11 protein-coding genes are annotated in these 19,162 nt (G+C 37.5%); 5 read left to right on the plus strand and 6 right to left on the minus strand.

Annotated elements, in window-relative coordinates; genetic code table 11:
• Positions 1-10: 10 nt before the first annotated feature.
• The 3 genes from FBR08_RS11810 to FBR08_RS11820 all read right to left on the minus strand — a co-directional run bounded on the left by FBR08_RS11810 (position 11) and on the right by FBR08_RS11820 (position 6,057).
• Complete coding sequence (locus FBR08_RS11810; RefSeq protein ID WP_158962897.1) at positions 11-1,465, minus strand: TolC family protein; 1,455 nt, start codon at positions 1,463-1,465, stop codon at positions 11-13.
• Positions 1,458-5,303: an efflux RND transporter permease subunit gene (locus FBR08_RS11815; protein ID WP_158962898.1), complete on the minus strand. Its 3,846-nt coding sequence runs from the start codon at positions 5,301-5,303 to the stop codon at positions 1,458-1,460. Before FBR08_RS11815 ends, FBR08_RS11810 begins: the two co-directional genes overlap by 8 nt.
• A 271-nt stretch (positions 5,304-5,574) precedes the next feature.
• Positions 5,575-6,057 (minus strand): hypothetical protein, encoded by a 483-nt coding sequence (locus FBR08_RS11820; protein WP_233266106.1) that lies wholly within the window; start codon positions 6,055-6,057, stop codon positions 5,575-5,577.
• 97 nt (positions 6,058-6,154) lie between these two features.
• On the opposite strand from FBR08_RS11820, the gene FBR08_RS11825 reads away from it, so the two are divergent.
• Positions 6,155-6,865 carry a class I SAM-dependent methyltransferase gene (locus tag FBR08_RS11825; RefSeq protein ID WP_158962899.1) on the plus strand — a complete coding sequence of 237 codons (711 nt, stop codon included), beginning with the start codon at positions 6,155-6,157 and terminating at the stop codon, positions 6,863-6,865.
• Between the two features lie 1,482 nt (positions 6,866-8,347).
• Here the strand turns inward: FBR08_RS11825 and FBR08_RS11830 are convergent.
• Both FBR08_RS11830 and FBR08_RS11835 read right to left on the minus strand, forming a co-directional pair.
• Positions 8,348-9,202, minus strand: coding sequence for a hypothetical protein (locus tag FBR08_RS11830; protein ID WP_158962900.1), 855 nt, complete (start codon positions 9,200-9,202; stop codon positions 8,348-8,350).
• 312 nt (positions 9,203-9,514) lie between these two features.
• Complete coding sequence (locus FBR08_RS11835; RefSeq protein ID WP_158962901.1) at positions 9,515-10,597, minus strand: lipase family protein; 1,083 nt, start codon at positions 10,595-10,597, stop codon at positions 9,515-9,517.
• Positions 10,598-10,825: 228 nt separating this feature from the next.
• Between FBR08_RS11835 and FBR08_RS11840 the strand changes: the two genes are divergently transcribed.
• The 4 genes from FBR08_RS11840 to FBR08_RS11855 all read left to right on the plus strand — a co-directional run bounded on the left by FBR08_RS11840 (position 10,826) and on the right by FBR08_RS11855 (position 15,995).
• Positions 10,826-11,428: a hypothetical protein gene (locus tag FBR08_RS11840; protein ID WP_158962902.1), complete on the plus strand. Its 603-nt coding sequence runs from the start codon at positions 10,826-10,828 to the stop codon at positions 11,426-11,428.
• A 249-nt stretch (positions 11,429-11,677) separates the two neighbouring features.
• Positions 11,678-13,864 carry a glutamine synthetase III family protein gene (locus FBR08_RS11845; RefSeq protein ID WP_158962903.1) on the plus strand — a complete coding sequence of 729 codons (2,187 nt, stop codon included), beginning with the start codon at positions 11,678-11,680 and terminating at the stop codon, positions 13,862-13,864.
• A gap of 887 nt (positions 13,865-14,751) precedes the next feature.
• A complete protein-coding gene (locus FBR08_RS11850; RefSeq protein WP_158961336.1) occupies positions 14,752-15,150 on the plus strand; it encodes a transposase in 399 nt (132 codons plus the stop codon).
• Positions 15,151-15,185: 35 nt separating this feature from the next.
• A complete protein-coding gene (locus tag FBR08_RS11855; RefSeq protein ID WP_233266307.1) occupies positions 15,186-15,995 on the plus strand; it encodes an IS3 family transposase in 810 nt (269 codons plus the stop codon).
• A gap of 26 nt (positions 15,996-16,021) precedes the next feature.
• On the opposite strand, the gene FBR08_RS11860 is transcribed toward FBR08_RS11855, so the two are convergent.
• Positions 16,022-19,144 carry an efflux RND transporter permease subunit gene (locus tag FBR08_RS11860; RefSeq protein WP_158962904.1) on the minus strand — a complete coding sequence of 1,041 codons (3,123 nt, stop codon included), beginning with the start codon at positions 19,142-19,144 and terminating at the stop codon, positions 16,022-16,024.
• Positions 19,145-19,162: the final 18 nt, after the last annotated feature.

A 19,162-nucleotide genomic window follows, 5' to 3' on the forward strand; every position in this document is an offset into this window, starting at 1 on the left:
GATTTCTGTCTTATAAATCGTTAGGTGTAGCTGTAATATTTTCAATAGAAGCTACAAATGTGTTGTAATTGGCGATGGCTTCTGCTTTTTTTAGCTGATAATCCAACAGCTGACGTTGTACTTGGATGACATTCGTTAAATCGCTTTTGCCTGTTACAAATTCCTTGACGATCAGGTTAAAGGTTGTCTCTGCCAACGTGGTTTGTTTTTCTAGCAATGCAATGGTGCGTGCCGCATCTTCCACTTGATTTTTAAAGCTGTAATAAGAAGCAAGTAACGTATTATAGGTGTCTTTGTATTTTTCCTCACTGGATTTCCACCATTTTTTACCTTCTTCTTGTTGGGCTTTGTATTTTTTTCTGAAGATAGGAAGGGAGAGCGTAACCATGGGCATGATCATGTCTTTTCCATTCATATCTCCCATAGCGAGCATGGGATCATTTGTCTTTCCGATAATCATATATTGAACGCCTACTCCGATCATGGGATAACTCATTTTCTTGTCCATTTCTGATTTAGCGCGATACGCCAATCCTTCTTCTGTCAGCATAGCTAACATGGGATTATTTGCTTCAATCATCGTTTGAACTTCTTCATCTGTGAAAAAGAAGGGTACTTTTTCAATGTTTTGAGACACCGTTACATCAGCTTGTGCTTCTTGATCAAGGAGGGCATTGAATTTTACTTTTTCTGCTTTGATTTGCGCTTGTAGGCTTTCAATCGTATTTTCAAGTTCAATTGTTTCCAATCGGATGCGCAATACATCAGACATTCCTGAACCGCTTCCGCCACTGCTCATGCCGCTCATGGCACTACTGCTAGATGGAGTAGCGGTAGGCGCATTCGCATTTGCTGTTGCACTACCGCCCATATTCATTCCGCCCATACCGCTACTACTTGTACTAGTTGGAGCAGTTGGTGCACTTGTTGCCATGCTATTGGAGGCGGATGCACCTGAAGGAGCAGAGAATTTTTGGATTGCCAATTGCTCTACTTGCTCCAAGAGTGCTTTATTTTGCTTGGCATTATTTACTTGCTGTTGCAATTTCTGAAGGACATACCATTGGGTATGCACCTGTAAAATAACCATCTCTCTTGCTTCTCTATATTGTTGCATTTGCATACTCGCCATGTGATTGGCTTCTTTTTTGGCGGATTTCTTTGTGCCAAACCAAGGAAGCATTTGCATGAGCGTAAGATCTCCAACTTGTCTCCCACCTACAATATCCATCGGTTTCGTATAAAATCCCATCGATAGCTCAGGGTCTTCAAAAGCACCCGCTTGTGGAATTTTTTCAAGAAAAGCTTCATAAGCTAAGCGCTGTGATTTTAATCCAGGATTATGTGTTAAAGCTAATTGGGTGTAGTAGGCCAATGAATCTATTTTACTTTCTTGTGCCCACAGTGTCGTTCCAGAAGGAAATAATCCTCCAATAACGAAAAGTATCGCATATATCTTATTCATTTTCAATGGTTTTTTCAGTTGATTTTTGTTCTTTTTTAATGGCCCATTCCCTCCACCAGCATTGGAATACTGGAACCACAAACATGGTCATCGATTGAATTAACATTCCACCAAAAGTAGGAATGGCCATAGGGATCATAATTTCAGCTCCTTTTCCTGTGGAGGTCATAACAGGGAGCAAGGCAATCAGGGCCGTTGCTGTAGTCATGGCCGCTGGTCGAACACGTTTGAGTCCCGCATAAACAACAGCCTCACGGATCTCGTGTTTGGTTTTGGGGTCTCTCGCTTCAAAGGTATCGTGGATATACGTTCCCATTAATACCCCATCATTGGTTGCCAATCCAAATAAGGCAATAAATCCTACCCAAACGGCAATACTCAGGTTGATGCTGTGCATTTGGAATAAATCCCGCATATTCATATCCCCAATAGCGAAATTCATAAACCACGGTTGTCCATATAACCACAACAAGATGAATCCCCCTGCAAAGGCTACAAATACACCAGAGAAGTGAATCAAAGAAGCGGTGATGGTTTTAAATTGGAAGTATAAAATCAATAAAATAGCTAATAAACTCATCGGAACTACAAAGAGCAAACGCTGTGTTGCGCGTTCTTGTTGTTCATAATTTCCTGCAAAAGCATAGGTAACCCCTTTGGGTAGGGTTAATTCGCCCGACTCCAGTTTAGTTTTTAAGAGTTGATCCGCTTCTCGAACTACATCTACTTCCGCTTTTCCACTAATCTTATCAAAAATGACATAGCCCAATAAGAAGGTATTTTCACTTTGAATCATTTGTGAACCTTTGGCATACGTAATATCTGCTACATCGCTTAGTGGAATCTGTACCCCCGTAGCGGTAGGAATCAACAATTTACCTAGTGCTTCGGGGCTATCTCTTAATTCTCTAGGATAGCGCAAGCGAACCGGAAAGCGTTCACGTCCTTCAACAGTCGTGGTCAATTGCATTCCCCCAACAGCAGCCCCTAGTACTTCTTGTAAATCGGCAACCGTAATGCCATAGCGGGCCATGTTGTTTCGGTTGAGGTGAACCTCAACATAAGGTGCTCCAACTGCGCGGTCGTAAAATACCGTAGACGGCATAATAGAAGGGATGTCTTTTAACGCAGTTTCTAACGCTTTACCTCCTTCTTCAATCGATTCTAAATCCGGACCTGAAACTTTTAATCCCATAGGAGCACGCATTCCCGTTGACAACATCACCAAACGCGCTTCAATGGGTTGAAGCTTCGGTGCTGAGGTCAATCCCGGAAGATGAGATACGTTGACAATTTGTTGCCATATATCATCTGCATTTTTAATCTCAGGACGCCACTGTCTAAAGAATTTTCCGTTTTTATCCGGAATTAAACTGTCTCTGGAAATTTGACGATAACCATGGGCTACATTGTATGTTGAACCATTGAGTAATTCGAAATCCCCACTTTTGGTAACCTTAAAACGCTCTCGATGACCATCTTCATCTAGAAAATATTCGGGTTTATAATTAATTGTATTTTCAAACATTTGGGTAGGAGCAGGGTCAAGAGCAGAATTTACACGTCCCCATTTTCCGACAGTTAGTTCTATTTCGGGTATATTTTGAATGCGCTTATCTAGGGTTTGAATATAGGCTAAGTTTTGCTCAATTCCTGTATGAGGCATACTTGTAGGCATTAATAAGAAAGAACCTTCGTTTAAGCTCGGCATGAATTCCTCTCCAATCCCTGGAAAAGTTTCAGATGATTTTTGCCAAAAAGCAGTCTCTCGAAAGGATTTCCAACCTACCGTCTCAAACCCTTTGGCAACAAATCCAAACGACGTGTTGAAGCCCAACCAAACCAGCATTCCAAAGATAACGGTGATGATAGGAAGGGCCATAAACTTCCATCGATTAGCCAAAGCCCATCGCAAAATCTGTTCATAGTAAATGACCAATAACCATAAAATGCCTAAAATAACGCCAATAGCCAAGATTACGAATACAAAGTTAAGACTTGTACTTGCTTGAGTACCTAAGGGTAACCATTCGATAGCAAGGTAGTATACGGCGATAAATAGCGTAATTCCAACATTGATGTAGTTGGCCGTTTTTTCATTGCGCCATGTGGGCGTATACAGATTGTTAATCCCAATGAAAGTTAGCGCAACTGCTGTGAATACACCGGTGTACATCCACAGGGCAATACCTAAAACACACAACGCATAGTTGGCAATTTTACGTACTTTGGCCTTGTCTGTTTTGATGGAATAGATGTAGTAGGCTAAGGTTGGGAGAATTATGATTCCCAATAAAAAAGCAGAAACTAAGGCAAAGGTTTTTGTATAAGCTAAAGGTTTAAAGAGCTTCCCTTCTTGAGCTTCCATAGCAAAAACAGGTAAGAAACTGATAATGGTCGTTAGCATAGCGGTTGACAAAGCACCAGAAACCTCAGAAACCGCTTTAATAATCAGGTTGACAAAGGCTTGTCCTCGGCTTTCGACCCCGCGTTCCCGCTCTTCTTCCATATGTCGGATGATGCTTTCTACAAAGACGACCCCGACATCTACCATGACACCAATGGCAATGGCAATTCCCGATAAGGCTACAATATTGGCTTCAATCCCCATGTATTTCATGATAATGAAGGTCGCCAATACTCCAATGGGGAGAATACTAGAAATTATGACCGAAGCCCTAAGGTTAATGACCAGAACAATAACGACGATAATACAGATTAAAATTTCATGTGCTAAAGCCGTTTCTAGTGTACCGATAGTTTCTTTAATTAATCCCGAGCGATCGTAAAAAGGAACGACAGTTACTTTGGAAATTGTGCCATCGGCTAATGTCTTTTGTGGAAGACCCGCTTCCATTTCTTTGATTTTGCCTTTTACATTGTCGATTACCTCCATCGGATTGGCGCCATAACGAGCTACAACAACCCCTCCAACGGCTTCAATTCCCTCTTTATCCAAACCCCCTCTACGAGTAGCAGGACCTAAATTGACAAAAGCAACATCTTTGATCTTAACGGGAACATTGTTTCGAACGGTAACAACAGCATCCTCTAAGTCTTTGATACTCTTGATGTATCCCAAACCGCGAACGAGGTATTCTGCTTTGTTTATTTCGATGGTTTCTGCACCAATATCCAAGTTGCTTTTTTGAATGGCGCTCATGATGTCCATAATGGAAACACTATACGCACGCATGGCATCGGGTTTGACTTCTACTTGATATTCTTTGACGTACCCTCCAATGGAAGCTACTTCCGATACCCCTTCTGCAGCTGCTAAGCTGTACTTGGTGTAGAAATCTTGGATGGTGCGCAATTCGTCGGGATCCCAACCCCCAGTAGGTTCTCCGGTTTGAGGATTTCTACCTTCTAAGGTGTACCAAAATACTTGACCTAAAGCTGTAGCATCAGGACCTAAAGTAGGAATAGCACCTTCAGGTAAAGTTCCTGAGGGCAAGGAGTTTAATTTTTCTAAAATACGCGATCTACTCCAGTAGAATTCCACATTTTCTTCGAAAATAATATAGATAAAGGACATACCAAACATCGAACTACTTCGAATGGTTTTTACCCCAGGAACTCCTAATAAAGAAGTGGTTAGCGGGTAGGTAATTTGTTCTTGTATGTCTTTGGGTGAGCGTCCCATCCATTCCGTTGCGACAATTTGTTGATTTTCACCAATGTCGGGAATGGCATCTACAGGAACGGGATCACTTGGCAATAGATTTTGATGCCAATTAAATGGGGCTGTGATTAATCCCCATACGATAACGATAATTAGGATTAACATCGTAATTAATCGATTATGTAAGAAATACTTAATGACTTTATTAAGCATATGGATATCTTTAAAGTGTTAATAATACGCTATAGGAAACACCGAGCATATCGCACAAGGAAGAATATTCCATGCGATTTGAGCAATCTTTTTAGTTAAAGATACTAAAAAAGTAAGCGCAAATGATTGAATATAAATCAGTTGTTGCTCTGTTTTTAGTGTGAACTAAACAGAATCAGTGTTTCGAAAAAGGGATAAAATAATCTGAGTTAGCGCAGAAAAAGGAAAAGAAGTTTCCATAGAAATAAGCGCTAACAAAGAAGTAGCAGTATCATATACGATAAATACAAATGTAGGAAAGCCGGTCGACGGAATTAAATTTTAATCCATCACTAGCAAAAGGAATAGAATAAGAAGCGGTAGGATCAACAGTTTGAAGATCGGTCAAGTAGTTGGAATTAAACCATTTTACTTGAATCGCTGCTCTTTTTTCTTTGGTTTTTGGTGTTGCTTCGGTTTGTTCAATTTGCAAATTAGATTGAACAGTATGAATACGCGCCATTGGTGAACAACAGATCATATCTGCCATGTTCGTATGACTATCCATACCTTCCGCAGCACAACAAGGCATCACATCTTCTTCCATTTCCATACAACCAGCCATAACTGTACTCATGTCGTTGCAATTCCAACTAATAATTGGATTGGCCGTAACCAGTACAGATAAAGAGAGTAATAGGATGGATAAAAATTTCTTCATTAATTGGAATGAATGATTAAAAGAGGTGATGTACCGATTACACAAAGATATCATTTTTTAGTCTAATAGGAATAACAAGTGGTTTACTTTCTTTTGATTAGGTTTTTTTTTATTTATTCAGTTAATTCGTTTTGTTTTTAATTCAAGAAAAATGAAGGAAAATATTTATAGTGAAGTTTATATACAAGGACTTTTTAATCGAATGAGTAGTTCGTATGAAAGAGTGAATTATTTATCGTCTTTTGGTTTTTCTTTGCGTTGGCGAAAACAGTTTCTAAAGCCAATACACCTCACGGCTGAAAATGCGCAGATTATTGATTTAATGACGGGAATGGGAGAAACATGGACAGCCATTCATCGTACTTTTCCCAAAGCTAAACTTACCGCATTGGATTTTTCAGAAGGAATGCTACAGTATGCGCAAACTAAAAATAAAAAGAAATTTAATGCACAAGTAGAGGTGACGCTACAAAATGTATTAAGTAACGATTTGCCTTCTGATTTTTACGATGGAGTAACCTGTGCTTTTGGATTGAAAACACTAAACGAAGAACAAATTCAAATTTTAGCTCAACAAGTAAAGCGAATTTTGAAACCCGGAGGTCAATTTTCTTTTATTGAAGTCTCTGAACCAAATAGTGTTATTTTGAAATTTTTATATTCTTTTTATTTAAGTAAGATTATTCCTTTATTGGGAAAAATGCTGTTTGGAGGTGTAAGGGAATACAAAATGCTTTGGGAATATACCAATCGATTTAAAAACGCAAAACAAGTCGAGGCAACTTTTCAAGCCGTAGGATTAAAAACAACGTATCAATCTTATTTTTTTGGTTGTGCAACAGGAGTGTACGGAGAAAAGTAAAAATAGTTGACAGTTGACAGTTGACGGTTTACAGTTCAAATCTTCTGAATAGGTAAATTGCCCTTTGATTGGTGGAATAGTTTATGGTTGACAGTTGACGGTTTACAGTTTACAGTTCAAATCTTCTGAATAGGTAAATTGCCCTTTGATTGGTGGAATAGTTTACGGTTGACAGTTGACGGTTTACAGTTTACAGTTCAAATCTTCTGAATAGGTAAATTGCCCTTTGATTGGTGGAATAGTTTATGGTTGACAGTTGACGGTTTACAGTTCAAATCTTCTGAAGTTGACGGTTTACAGTTCAAATAAATTGCCCTTTGATTGGTGGAATAGTTTATGGTTGACAGTTGACGGTTTACAGTTTACAGTTCAAATCTTCTGAATAGGTAAATTGCTCTTTGATTGGTGGAATAGTTTATGGTTGACAGTTGACGGTTTACAGTTTACAGTTCAAATCTTCTGAATAGGTAAATTGCTCTTTGATTGGTGGAATAGTTTATGGTTGACAGTTGACGGTTGACGGTTTACAGTTCAAATCTTCTGAATAGGTAAATTGCCCTTTGATTGGTGGAATAGTTTACGGTTGACAGTTGACGGTTTACAGTTTACAGTTCAAATCTTCTGAATAGGTAAATTGCCCTTTGATTGGTGGAATAGTTTACGGTTGACAGTTTACGGTTGACAGTTTACGGTTGACAGTTTACGGTTGACGGTTTACAGTTCAAATCTTCTGAATAGGTAAATTGCCCTTTGATTGGTGGAATAGTTGACGGTTGACAGTTGACGGTTTACAGTTCAAATCTTCTGAATAGGTAAATTGCCCTTTGATTGGTGGAATAGTTTACGGTTGACAGTTGACGGTTTACAGTTTACAGTTCAAATCTTCTGAATAGGTAAATTGCCTTTTGATTGGTGGAATAGTTTACGGTTTACAGTTGACGGTTGACGGTTTACAGTTCAAATCTTCTGAATAGTAAAGTTGCTCTTAATTGGTGGAATAGTTTACGGTTGACAGTTTACAGTTGACGGTTTACAGTTCAAATCTTCTGAATAGTAAAGTTGCTCTTAATTGGTGGAATAGTTTACGGTTGACAGTTGACGGTTGACAGTTGACGGTTGACGGTTTACAGTTCAAATCTTCTGAATAGGTAAATTGCCCTTTGATTGGTGGAATAGTTTACGGTTGACAGTTGACGGTTTACAGTTCAAATCTTCTGAATAGTTAAATTGCCCTTTGATTGGTGGAATAATTTGCGAAAAAGCGAAAACACAAAAATACAAATCGAAACGAAGTGAAGATTCATCGAACGCCAAAACAAAGTATAAACCTAGTGAGATAAAAAACGAAATAGTTTACGGTTTACAGTTTACAGTTCAAATCTTCTGAATAGTAAAGTTGCTCTTAATTGGTGTAATAATTTGCAAAAAAGGGAAATAGTTTACGGTTGACAGTTCAAACCGTCAACCGTAAACTGTCAACCGTTAACCAACATTATATCGAATAACTGCATTGTTTTTAGCGCTTCTTGGGCTGTTAAAAAACTGAGTTAAGCTATAAGGTGATTGCGTTCTTTCACATGTTCTATTAATCTCTTCCATAGAATTGGGAGAGAAAAGAAGTAGTTCAAGTGATTTTAAGAAGCGTTCTTTTCGTTGATAGTTTGCCAAGGTATCGCCGTAAAAATATACGATATTGTTTTTAAAATCTTCTAGCGATAAGTTGTGTTGTTGTAAGAGTGAAAGTAGTTTTATATCATCGGCAGTTTCTGTTTCTACTAAGTGGTGATAAATGGTTTGATGTTTGTTTTTGTCTTTGAGGTAAAAATTAAAGTCCAACAGTAAGTCTTCTAGTTGAGTTTCAATTTTTAAATAGAACAAGTTGACTGTGAATTCCCTATTTTCTGAGAGGTGAATCGTTCCAACTAAAGAGCACATCTGCTTGGTTCGGTCTAGACAGTTAAAGTGAATGCAAGTATAAGTGTTGACTGGCAGATGGTGATACTTATCTTTGATCTCTTGTTGTACCGCAGCGAGTATTTTTTCTCGTTTGTCTTGCTCTATTTTCGAAAATTCAATTTCGCGTATTAATTCGCATGCGTGATTTAACGTGATAGAAAATGGAGTTCTATAGGTAATTTTATTTTCACTTTTTTGAAGTTGAGCATAATTAATATGCAATAAAGCTTCAAATAAAGTAGAGGTCATAGCTTTAAAATTATTAAAGTGATAGTGCTGAAAAGCAAGGGAATTTAAATTCCCACAGGGGGCAATTTTAGAAAAATGCCGCACAAAATGCTGAAGCGTATGTTGTACTTCTTCAAATAATTCAAGTTTCATAAGGTTAGCTCGTGTTGTTTGTTTGATTAAAATTACAAGACTGTAGTAAATGTAATTTCAACGCTAGTTTAGTTAGATTTTCTCAAGATTCCAAATTGAAAACTGACAATATGTTGGTTTTAATCTGTTAAATTACTAAAGAAATTTTTGTTTTTTATCACGAACAAGAAGGGAAGCTGTTTTTTTTAGCGTTAATTTTTAATTATCATTGTGTAAACTGTGAGTAAATTAAATTAATTTTTTTTACATATTTTTTTTTGTTATTCTATTTTTAGTGCGGTTTTAGTGCGGTTATCAAGGGTTAAAATGATATTATTCTCCCAATAAGTACAAATACGCATTAGGCAGGTGATGCGACATTGTATTTTCGGGTTTATTAAATTGCTTTTGATACGTTTCGTTTTGGATACCATCTAAAACGATCGGGTTTCCGCAGCGGTTGTAGTTGCTTTCTTGACGATAGTTCGGCTCCTGTAAGTCAGGTAAAGTTTTTTTGATTTGCTTGAATAAAAAAGGACCTAGTAATTTGGCATAGCGCTTCACGCTTTTTTCAGCCGGATTATTGACGCGATTGTAGATTCCACGAGCAAACCATCGTTTAGGCCAACTGATTTTTTTGATGCTATGGTCTATATTTTCTTGACTGAATGGACTAATAGGGGTGAAGTCCAAAAAACGCTGTGTAGTAGGAGGTACTTCAGGAACCCAATCTTGAGTATTGACTACAGAATAACTCCATTGATTCATTTCTTTCTCATATTGGTAAGCAAAATAGAGATTCCCCGGTTTAGGTGCTGCTAAAGTGTAGGTTTTAAACTGGATGTCTCGCGGAAGTATATTTTGCTTTTGCCACTGTTTGAATTGAGCGGTAATCAAGTAAGCGATTACACCCCCTTGACTGTGACCAGAGATGATGATTTCCTTGTGATTCGCTTGATATAAACTGTCAATTTTGGGTTTCATGTCTTGCAGTAAATAGACAGAGGCAATGGTCCATCCTGCGTGAACACTCGCTTTTTCATCCGCTGAGAATTGATACGTAACGGGCTGGTCTGGGGTGAGATATATTGTTCCATTGGCAGGGACCATGGCTGCGTAGTAGTTGGCCAACCAACTAATGCCGCGATTTACAGATCCGCGAATTACAATCTCGGCTACTTGCTTTTCCTCATTATAATATAACCCCCATTGATTGGTTAATCCCATTTCAGGTGAGCGATAGATGTTTGTGTAATGGGTGAGTTGATACAGCGTATCGGCCGCATACGGTTTTTGAATATCTTGTGCCAAATGCAAGCTGTGTTTGATCTCTAACTTATCTGCAGTGGGCTTTAATTGTTGTGCAAGAGAAGATAAACCTAAAAAAGCAAAACAAATACAAGCAAGTTTTTTCATGGGTGTAGTACTTTCAATTTGAAACGAATTATACTATAAAAATACAAGATTGAAGTGATTAAATGCGTTTTTTAGGGATTTGTTTTTTTCTTTGCTAAAAGAATCTTAGTTTTAGAAATAGAAAAGATGATTTAGTTCGAAAAATAGCGTAAAGTGCTAAAAATGTCTTAATAAAAGAATCAACTCATCATTTAAACAATACATTTGAAAAGATAAAAAAGAAATGATATGAAAAAAATAATGTTATTATGCGCAGTAGTTCTAGGAGGTTTATTTACAATAAGCTGTGAAGGACCTCGTGGACCTCAAGGCACTCCTGGACCTGAAGGACCTCAGGGAGAATATGAATATCCTTATGTAGCAGAATACAGCTTGAGCTTTGATCGAAACTTAAATGTGGATATAGCGTCTCAAGTTGTCAAAAATCCTTTTGAACTTCATATTGGCGATGTAGCTTTGATTTTTATAGAAGATGGCAAGACCAAGAATGGTAATCCGGTTTGGGTTCCATTACCAGCTCGTTATTTTGTGGGTGATGAGGCAAGTGGTAGAACAGAAGAGTTAGAATATTTTTATAATTTTAGTGCAGATGATTTCGAAATTATTGCACGCGGTAGTACAATGTTGGATTTCTTTGCCAATGCAAGAGGAGAGAATGGACCAATTAATCATTTGAGAAATCGTATTTTTCGCGTAGTATTTGTACCAGCTTTAGATCCAGTAAATAGAAATGCTACTCAAGCAACAAGTACAGATGCAACGCCATTAAGCTATGACGAAGCTGTAGTAAAATACAATTTACAAAAAGTAGAAGTACACAAAAAGTACTAATTCCCTTTTTCTAAATAATTAAAGAAGAAAGAGACGAGTAGATCGTTGTAAACTAGCATATAAAAAGCTCCGAAATAATTTTCGGAGCTTTTTTTTGTTTTACAAGGTAATAGAGGAGGTGGATTTAAGGGGTAAGGTGTTTAATTTTGCATTAGGTATGATTTTTTTAGGGGGTATGTGTGTTGTTTTTCTATTTTTTATTATTTTTGCATAGTAAAAATAGGGGGTATCCCTTTAAAAAGTGTAATTATGTCAACATTTCGTTTTCGAGCAATTGAAAAAGCAGCCTCAAGAAGTGCTGTGAAGGTAGAAGAACTGGGTAGAAAATCATTAATATTTGGCGATCATGTCTTTAATGACAAATCGATGCGCCAATTTTTGACACCCGAAGCTTATCAGGCGGTAAAGAATGCACAATTGGGCATTAAAATTGACCGTCGATTAGCGGATTACATCGCATTAGGGATGAAAGAATGGGCACTTTCAAAAGGAGTGACACATTATACACACTGGTTCCAACCGTTAACAGGAACAACAGCAGAGAAGCACGATGCTTTTTTTGAAACACAATTTGATGGTGATCCTGTAGAACAATTTAACGGAAGTCAATTGGTGCAACAAGAGCCCGATGCTTCGAGTTTTCCAAATGGAGGGATTCGAAATACATTCGAAGCCAGAGGATATACAGCATGGGATCCTACATCACCAGCGTTTATCTTTGGATCGACTTTGTGTATTCCAACCGTATTTATTTCCTATACAGGAGAAGCCTTAGACAATAAAACGCCACTGTTAAAAGCCATCAACGCCATTGATGATGCCGCAACAGAAGTAGCGCGTTATTTTGACAAAAACGTAAAAAAAGTAACCCCAACTTTGGGTTGGGAACAAGAATATTTCCTTGTGGATGCTGCTTTAGCTGCATCAAGACCTGATATCTTGACAACAGGTAGAACCTTATTAGGACATACAGCGGCTAAAGGACAACAATTGGATGACCATTATTTCGGTTCTATTCCTACACGTGTATTAAACTATATGCACGATTTAGAAAATCACTGTATCTTATTGGGTATTCCCGTAAAAACAAGACACAATGAGGTGGCACCAAATCAATTTGAGTTAGCGCCTATTTTTGAAGAAATCAACTTAGCGGTGGATCACAACTCCTTGTTGATGGATGTGATGAAGAAAGTGGCTGAGAAACATCATTTCAAAGTGTTATTCCACGAAAAACCTTTCAAAGGAGTAAATGGATCAGGAAAACACAACAACTGGTCTTTGGCAACTGATACAGGAGTTAATTTATTAAGCCCGAGTAAAACACCAAAGAGCAATCTACAGTTCTTGACCTTCTTTATCAATACCATTAAAGCGGTAAATGACAACGAAGAGTTGTTGCGTTCAGCGATTGCATCAGCAAGTAATGACCACCGTTTAGGGGCAAATGAAGCACCTCCAGCGATTGTATCTGTATTTATCGGTCAACAATTGACGAAAGTGTTAGAAGAGTTGAAAGAAGTAACAGATGGTAAATTATCGCCTGAAGAGAAAACAGATTTGAAGTTAAATGTCGTAGGAAAAATTCCAGACGTCTTGTTAGATAATACGGATCGTAACCGAACATCTCCTTTTGCATTTACAGGAAACAAATGGGAGTTTAGAGCCGTTGGATCAACAGCGAACTGTGCAGGGCCTATGACGGTTTTAAATACGATTGTCGCTAAACAATTAAAAGAATTCAAAATTGAAGTAGATCGCTTAGTAGAACAAGATGGTTTGAAAAAAGACGAAGCAATCTTCAATGTTTTACGTGAATACATCAAACAAAGTGAGCGTATTTTGTTTGAAGGAGATGGATATAGCAAAGAGTGGGAGGAAGAAGCGGCACGACGCGGATTGAGTAACCACAAAACAACGCCTGAAGCCTTAAAAGCAAAAGTATATCCTGAATCTATTGCTGTATTTGAAGAAATGCAAGTCATGACGAAGGTTGAGGTAGAAGCACGTTACGAAATCGAGTTAGAAGAGTACGTGAAACGCATCCAAATTGAAGGACGCGTGTTAGGTGATATCGCGAAAAATCACGTGATTCCAACCGCAATTAAGTACCAAAACTTGGTGATTGAAAACGTAAAAGGATTGAAAGAAATTTTTGGTGAGGAAGAATATAAAGAGTACGCAGAAGAACAATTGCGCATTTTAAAGAAAATATCCTTCCACATTGCGCAAGTAAATATCAAAGTAGCGGAAATGGTTGATCAACGCAAGATTGCCAATGCGATTGAAGACGTTGAAGAACAAGCAAAAATGTATTGCCATATCGTAAAACCTTATTTCGATATCATTCGTTACCACAGTGATAAATTGGAAATGATGGTTGATAATGAATTGTGGACCTTGACAAAATACCGTGAGTTATTGTTTACTAATTAATTGGAGAGAAGAGAGAAGAGAGAGGAAAGGGGTGAATTTTTCTTAGTAAGGAAATATTCTTTCAAAGAGATTTTACATGATGACAGTGCCGATAATTATTGATTAATGAATTGGAGAGAAGAGAGAAGAGAGAGGAAAGGGGTGAATTTTTCTTAGTAAGGAAATATTCTTTCAAAGAGATTTTACATGATGACAGTGCCGATAATTATTGATTAATGAATTGGAGAGAAGAGAGAAGAGAGAGGAAAGGGGTGAATTTTTCTTAGTAAGGAAATATTCTTTCAAAGAGATTTCACATGATGATAATACCAATTAGTATTGATTAATGAATTGGAGAGAAGAGAGAAGAGAGAGGAAAGGGGTGAATTTTTCTTAGTAAGGAAATATTCTTTCAAAGAGATTTTACATGATGACAGTGCCGATAATTATTGATTAATGAATTGGAGAGAAGAGAGAAGAGAGAGGAAAGGGGTGAATTTTTCTTAGTAAGGAAATATTCTTTCAAAGAGATTTCACATGATGATAATACCAATTAGTATTGATTAATGAATTGGAGAGAAGAGAGAAGAGAGAGGAAAGGGGTGAATTTTTCTTAGTAAGGAAATATTCTTTCAAAGAGATTTCACATGATGACAGTGCCGATAATTATTGATTAATGAATTGGAGAGAAGAGAGGAAATTATCTTCACAAAACCGAACCAAGCTTCATTTTTTGAACGTATCACTTTACTATATAGTGCCAAAAAAAAGGGGAATTGCTTTGCAATTCCCCTTTTTTATTTTATATAATATAGTGAAAATCATTGTTTTAAAGTGTATCTCCTCATTTAGATCATTCACTCTGTACGTCTCTGATATAGGTTGACCATAAAAAAGTCAATTTTCCTATGAAAGTAAACGTTAAAAAAATTCAAAAGAGTCGTGTTTATTCTGAAGAATTCAAACGCGAGATTGTTAGTTTATTTGAAAAAGGGACCTATAGTGTCCTTCAAATAAGTCGTTTATACAAAATTCCTAACTCTGCAATTTACCGATGGATTTATAAATTTTCTATCTTTAATGAACCAGGACAAAGAATTGTAGAGATGAAAGCAAGTAACACAAACAAAGTAAAAGAGCTAGAAGCTAAGGTTAAAGAACTAGAGCGCATGGTTGGTCAGAAACAAATTCAGGTAGATTTCTATTCTAAACTTATAGAAATCGCTAGTGAAGAGTTAGATTATGACATATTAAAAAACTCAAACACCCCACAATCAACTGGTTCCGCCAAGAAAAGGAACAAATAAGCTATTCTTTAAATAGTTTATATCGGACTATTGGAATTAGTAAACAAGCCGTAAATCAATATGCTAAGAAACAAGTTGTTTTTGATACAGAAGTATCTAAACTTGTATTAGAGGTGGATGATTTACGAGGCGAACATCCTGGTTGTGGGGTTGAGAAGATGTACTATACTTTAAAACCCAGTTTTTTAGGTAGAGATAAGTTTATAGAGATTTTTATGAGCTTAGGGTATCGTTTGCACAAACGCAAGAATTATATCAAAACTACAGTAGCTTCTACTATACACTATCCAAATTTAATTAAAGGCATGCAGGTAAATGCTCCTTCAACCATATGGCAATCAGATATAACTTATATCAGAATAGGAGAAACTTTTTATTATGCTGTCTTTATTATAGATGTTTATACAAAGAAAATTGTAGGTTATCACGTCTCTGATAATATGAGAGCACAAGCCAATATAAAAGCCTTAAACATGGCTTTTAAAAACAATACTCCTCCTTTGATCCATCATTCGGACAGAGGAAGTCAATATACTTATAAGGGATATGTTCAGTTGCTTAAAAACAAAGGAATAAATATTAGTATGGCTCTTTCTGCACAAGATAATGCCTATGCTGAACGTATTAATAGAACCATTAAAAATGATTATTTAGAATATTGGAAACCTAAAAACTTCTGTGAACTCAAAAGATTAATTAAAAAAGCAGTCAACCACTATAATAATACCAGACCTCATAATTCAATAGCTAAAATGACGCCAGTTGAATTTGAAAACAAATGGTTTGGAAAAAGTACTTTTTCCAAACCATTTATTACTATATTTAATAATGAAGTTAATGTTTAAAAACGGTCAACCATATTTAGGGACGTTCACTCCTCTCTTCTTTCTTCTCTCTTCTTTCTCTTTTCCATTTCCCCTCTATAGGCCCAATAGAATACCTGTGGTAAAATAGTGAAGGCTAAGATCATTCCGATGATTAACCCCCCAACAATCATAATGGCTAGCGGTTTCTGAATTTCAGATCCCATTCCATTAGATAATGCAGCTGGAAGTAATCCCATGGATCCCATAAGGGCAATCATGATTACAGGACGTATACGACTTTTCACTCCGTCTCGAATGGCTTCTTCCAAAGACATGCGCTTCCTGAGGTTTTCTTTCATCACGCCAATGAGTACAATACCATCGATGGTAGAAACCCCAAAGAGAATGATAAATCCAATTCCAGCCGAAATACCAAAGGTAGTACCAGTAATCCAAAGGGAGATAAAACCACCAATAAAGGCAAATGGCAAGGTAAGCGAAGCAATAGCTGTATCTTTTACATTCCCAAAGTTAAAGTACAAGAGAATTAAAATTAAAATCAAAGAAACAGGAACTACTAAAATAAGCTGTTTTGCCGCTCTTTCTTTACTTTCAAATTCTCCTGCCCATTCCATTTTTGTAGCAGCAGGTAAATGGACTTCTTTGTCTACTTTAGCTCGTGCTTCTGCAATGGTACTTCCCAAATCGCGCCCTTCGATACTAAAACCAATACCGATATAACGACTATTTCCTTCGCGATAGATGAATGCAGGTCCGGTGTGATAATCGATCGTTGCAATCTCTTTTAGAGGCACTTGTTTGCCATCTAAACTGGGGATTAAAATATTTTCAATTTTCTCTGCCGAATCGCGGTAGTTTTTGTCAAAACGCAACACGACATCAAACATGCGTTCATCTTCATAAAAGGTGGTAGCTGCTTGGCCTCCAATCGTCATGGCAATTACCGCTTGAGCATCGGCGGTAGTAACCGCGTATTTTGCCATTTTAGAATCGCTCAAAGAAATGCGCAATTCTGGTAAACCAATGTTTTTAAAGACATTCAAGTCTGTAATACCAGGTACATCTTTGATGCTTTGCGCCACTTGTGCCGCATATTGCTCTAAATCAAAGAGGTTATCCCCGAATATTTTAATCACCAAGGCACTTTTAACTCCAGCTACATATTCTTCTACGTTGTCTTGAATAGGTTGACTAAATCCAAAGTTGATTCCGGGGTATTTTTCTAGGGAAACTCTCATTTCTTCGAGTAACTCATCTTTTGAAACAGAGCGTTTCCATTCTTTTTCAGGTTTTAATTGGGTGTGGAATTCAATATTAAAGAATCCCGTTGGATCGGTTCCATCATTGGGACGTCCTGTTTGGGTGAGAACAAATTCTACTTCTTCAAAATCACGCAAAATTCCTTTCATTTCTTTGGCTAAACGAACGGATTCGTTGAGGTTGATACTACTCGGTAAGGTTGCGCGTATATAGATTGCTCCTTCGTTTAATTTGGGTAAGAATTCGGATCCGTAATAATGGAAGCGAACTCCGCAGATAACCAAGATTAAACCAAATAGAGCAAACGTCAGTTTTTTGTGGTAGAAACTCCAGTTGAACATCTTGTAAATGGAGTTCTTAAAGAATCTAGATATAAAATTCTCGCGTTCTTGAATGTCTTTGGTTAGCAATAATTTACACATAGCAGGAACGTAGGTCAAACTCAATATTAATGAACCTAACAAGGCATATCCCAAGGTAAAAGCCAAAGGAGAAAACATTTTTCCTTCTACTTTTTCGAAAGAGAAGATAGGCATTAAAGCGACGATGAGAATGAGTAAGGCAAAGAAAATATACCCTGCTACACTGCCTGCACTTTTTCTAATCGTTCCCAGTTTAGACATTTTGTTGAATCGCTTCATACCGACGAGCTGGGCTTTCTTCTCTAGCCCAACAAAGACGTGCTCTACGATAACCAAGGTTCCTTCTAGTAATAACCCAAAATCTAGGGCTCCCATAGAAATCAGATTCGCCGGCAATCCTTGAATTTTCAACATGATGATGGCAAACAAGAAAGACAGTGGAATTACGGTTGCTACAATAAAAGTAGTACGCCAATTGTACAAAAAGATAAACACAATCACCGAAACGAGTAAAACCCCTTCGATTAGGTTTTTAGTTACCGTATGCACCGTTGTATTGACTAAATCTGTACGGTCAATAATCGGTACTATTTTTACATTTTTTGGTAAAATACGATTGTTTAAATCGTCTATTTTTAGTTTTAGGTTACTGATTACTTCACTTGGATTTTGACCTCGAAGCATCACGACAATTCCCTGTACAACATCGTCTTCATCTTGATAGCTCACTTGCCCTAAACGCGGTTTGGCATTGATTTCTACGTTGGCTACGTGTTTCACCAAAATAGGGGTATTGCCTTTCACTTCAATCAAGATATTTTCGATATCCTCTACATTGTCTAATAGTCCAACCCCGCGTACCACATAGGCTTGATCACCACGTTGGATGACATCACCACCTACGTTGATATTGCTTTTTTCTACCGCTTCGTAAACATCCAAAGGGGATAGACCATAGTTGACTAATTCCGTTGGGTTAATTTGAATTTCAAAGATTTTTTCTTCTCCACCAAAACTCACCACATCGGCTACACCTGGCACAGATAAGAGTTCTCGTTCTACTACCCAATCTTGAATAGAAGTAACTTCTTTGATGGGTAAATCACTTTGGATGATATAGCGAAAAATCTCCCCTGTGGCACCCGATGGCGGTTCAATTTCAAAGTCAGCACCTTCCGGTAGGTTGACATTTCCCATGCGGTTTGACGCATATTGCTGGGCGTAAAAATCATCGATTTCATCATTGAAAATTACCGTTACTACCGATAGACCAAAAAGGGAGATGGAACGCACTTCCGCTTTGTTGGGAATCGTATTCATCTCTTTGGAAATCGGGAGGGTAATAAACTTTTCTATTTCTTCTGCACTACGTCCAGGCCATTGGGTAATAATACGCGCACGGGTATTGGTTACATCCGGAAAGGCTTCGATGGGCGTGTGTATGTAGCTGTAAATTCCACCAAACAACAATAACAGTACACCAAAAAGAACGATGAACGTGTTTTTGAGGGAAAAGGCTACAATATTTTTGACAAATTTTTGCATGTGTTACTTTTCTTTTGA

Source organism: Myroides fluvii, assembly GCF_009792295.1.
Classification (GTDB): Bacteria; Bacteroidota; Bacteroidia; order Flavobacteriales; family Flavobacteriaceae; genus Flavobacterium; species Flavobacterium fluvii_A.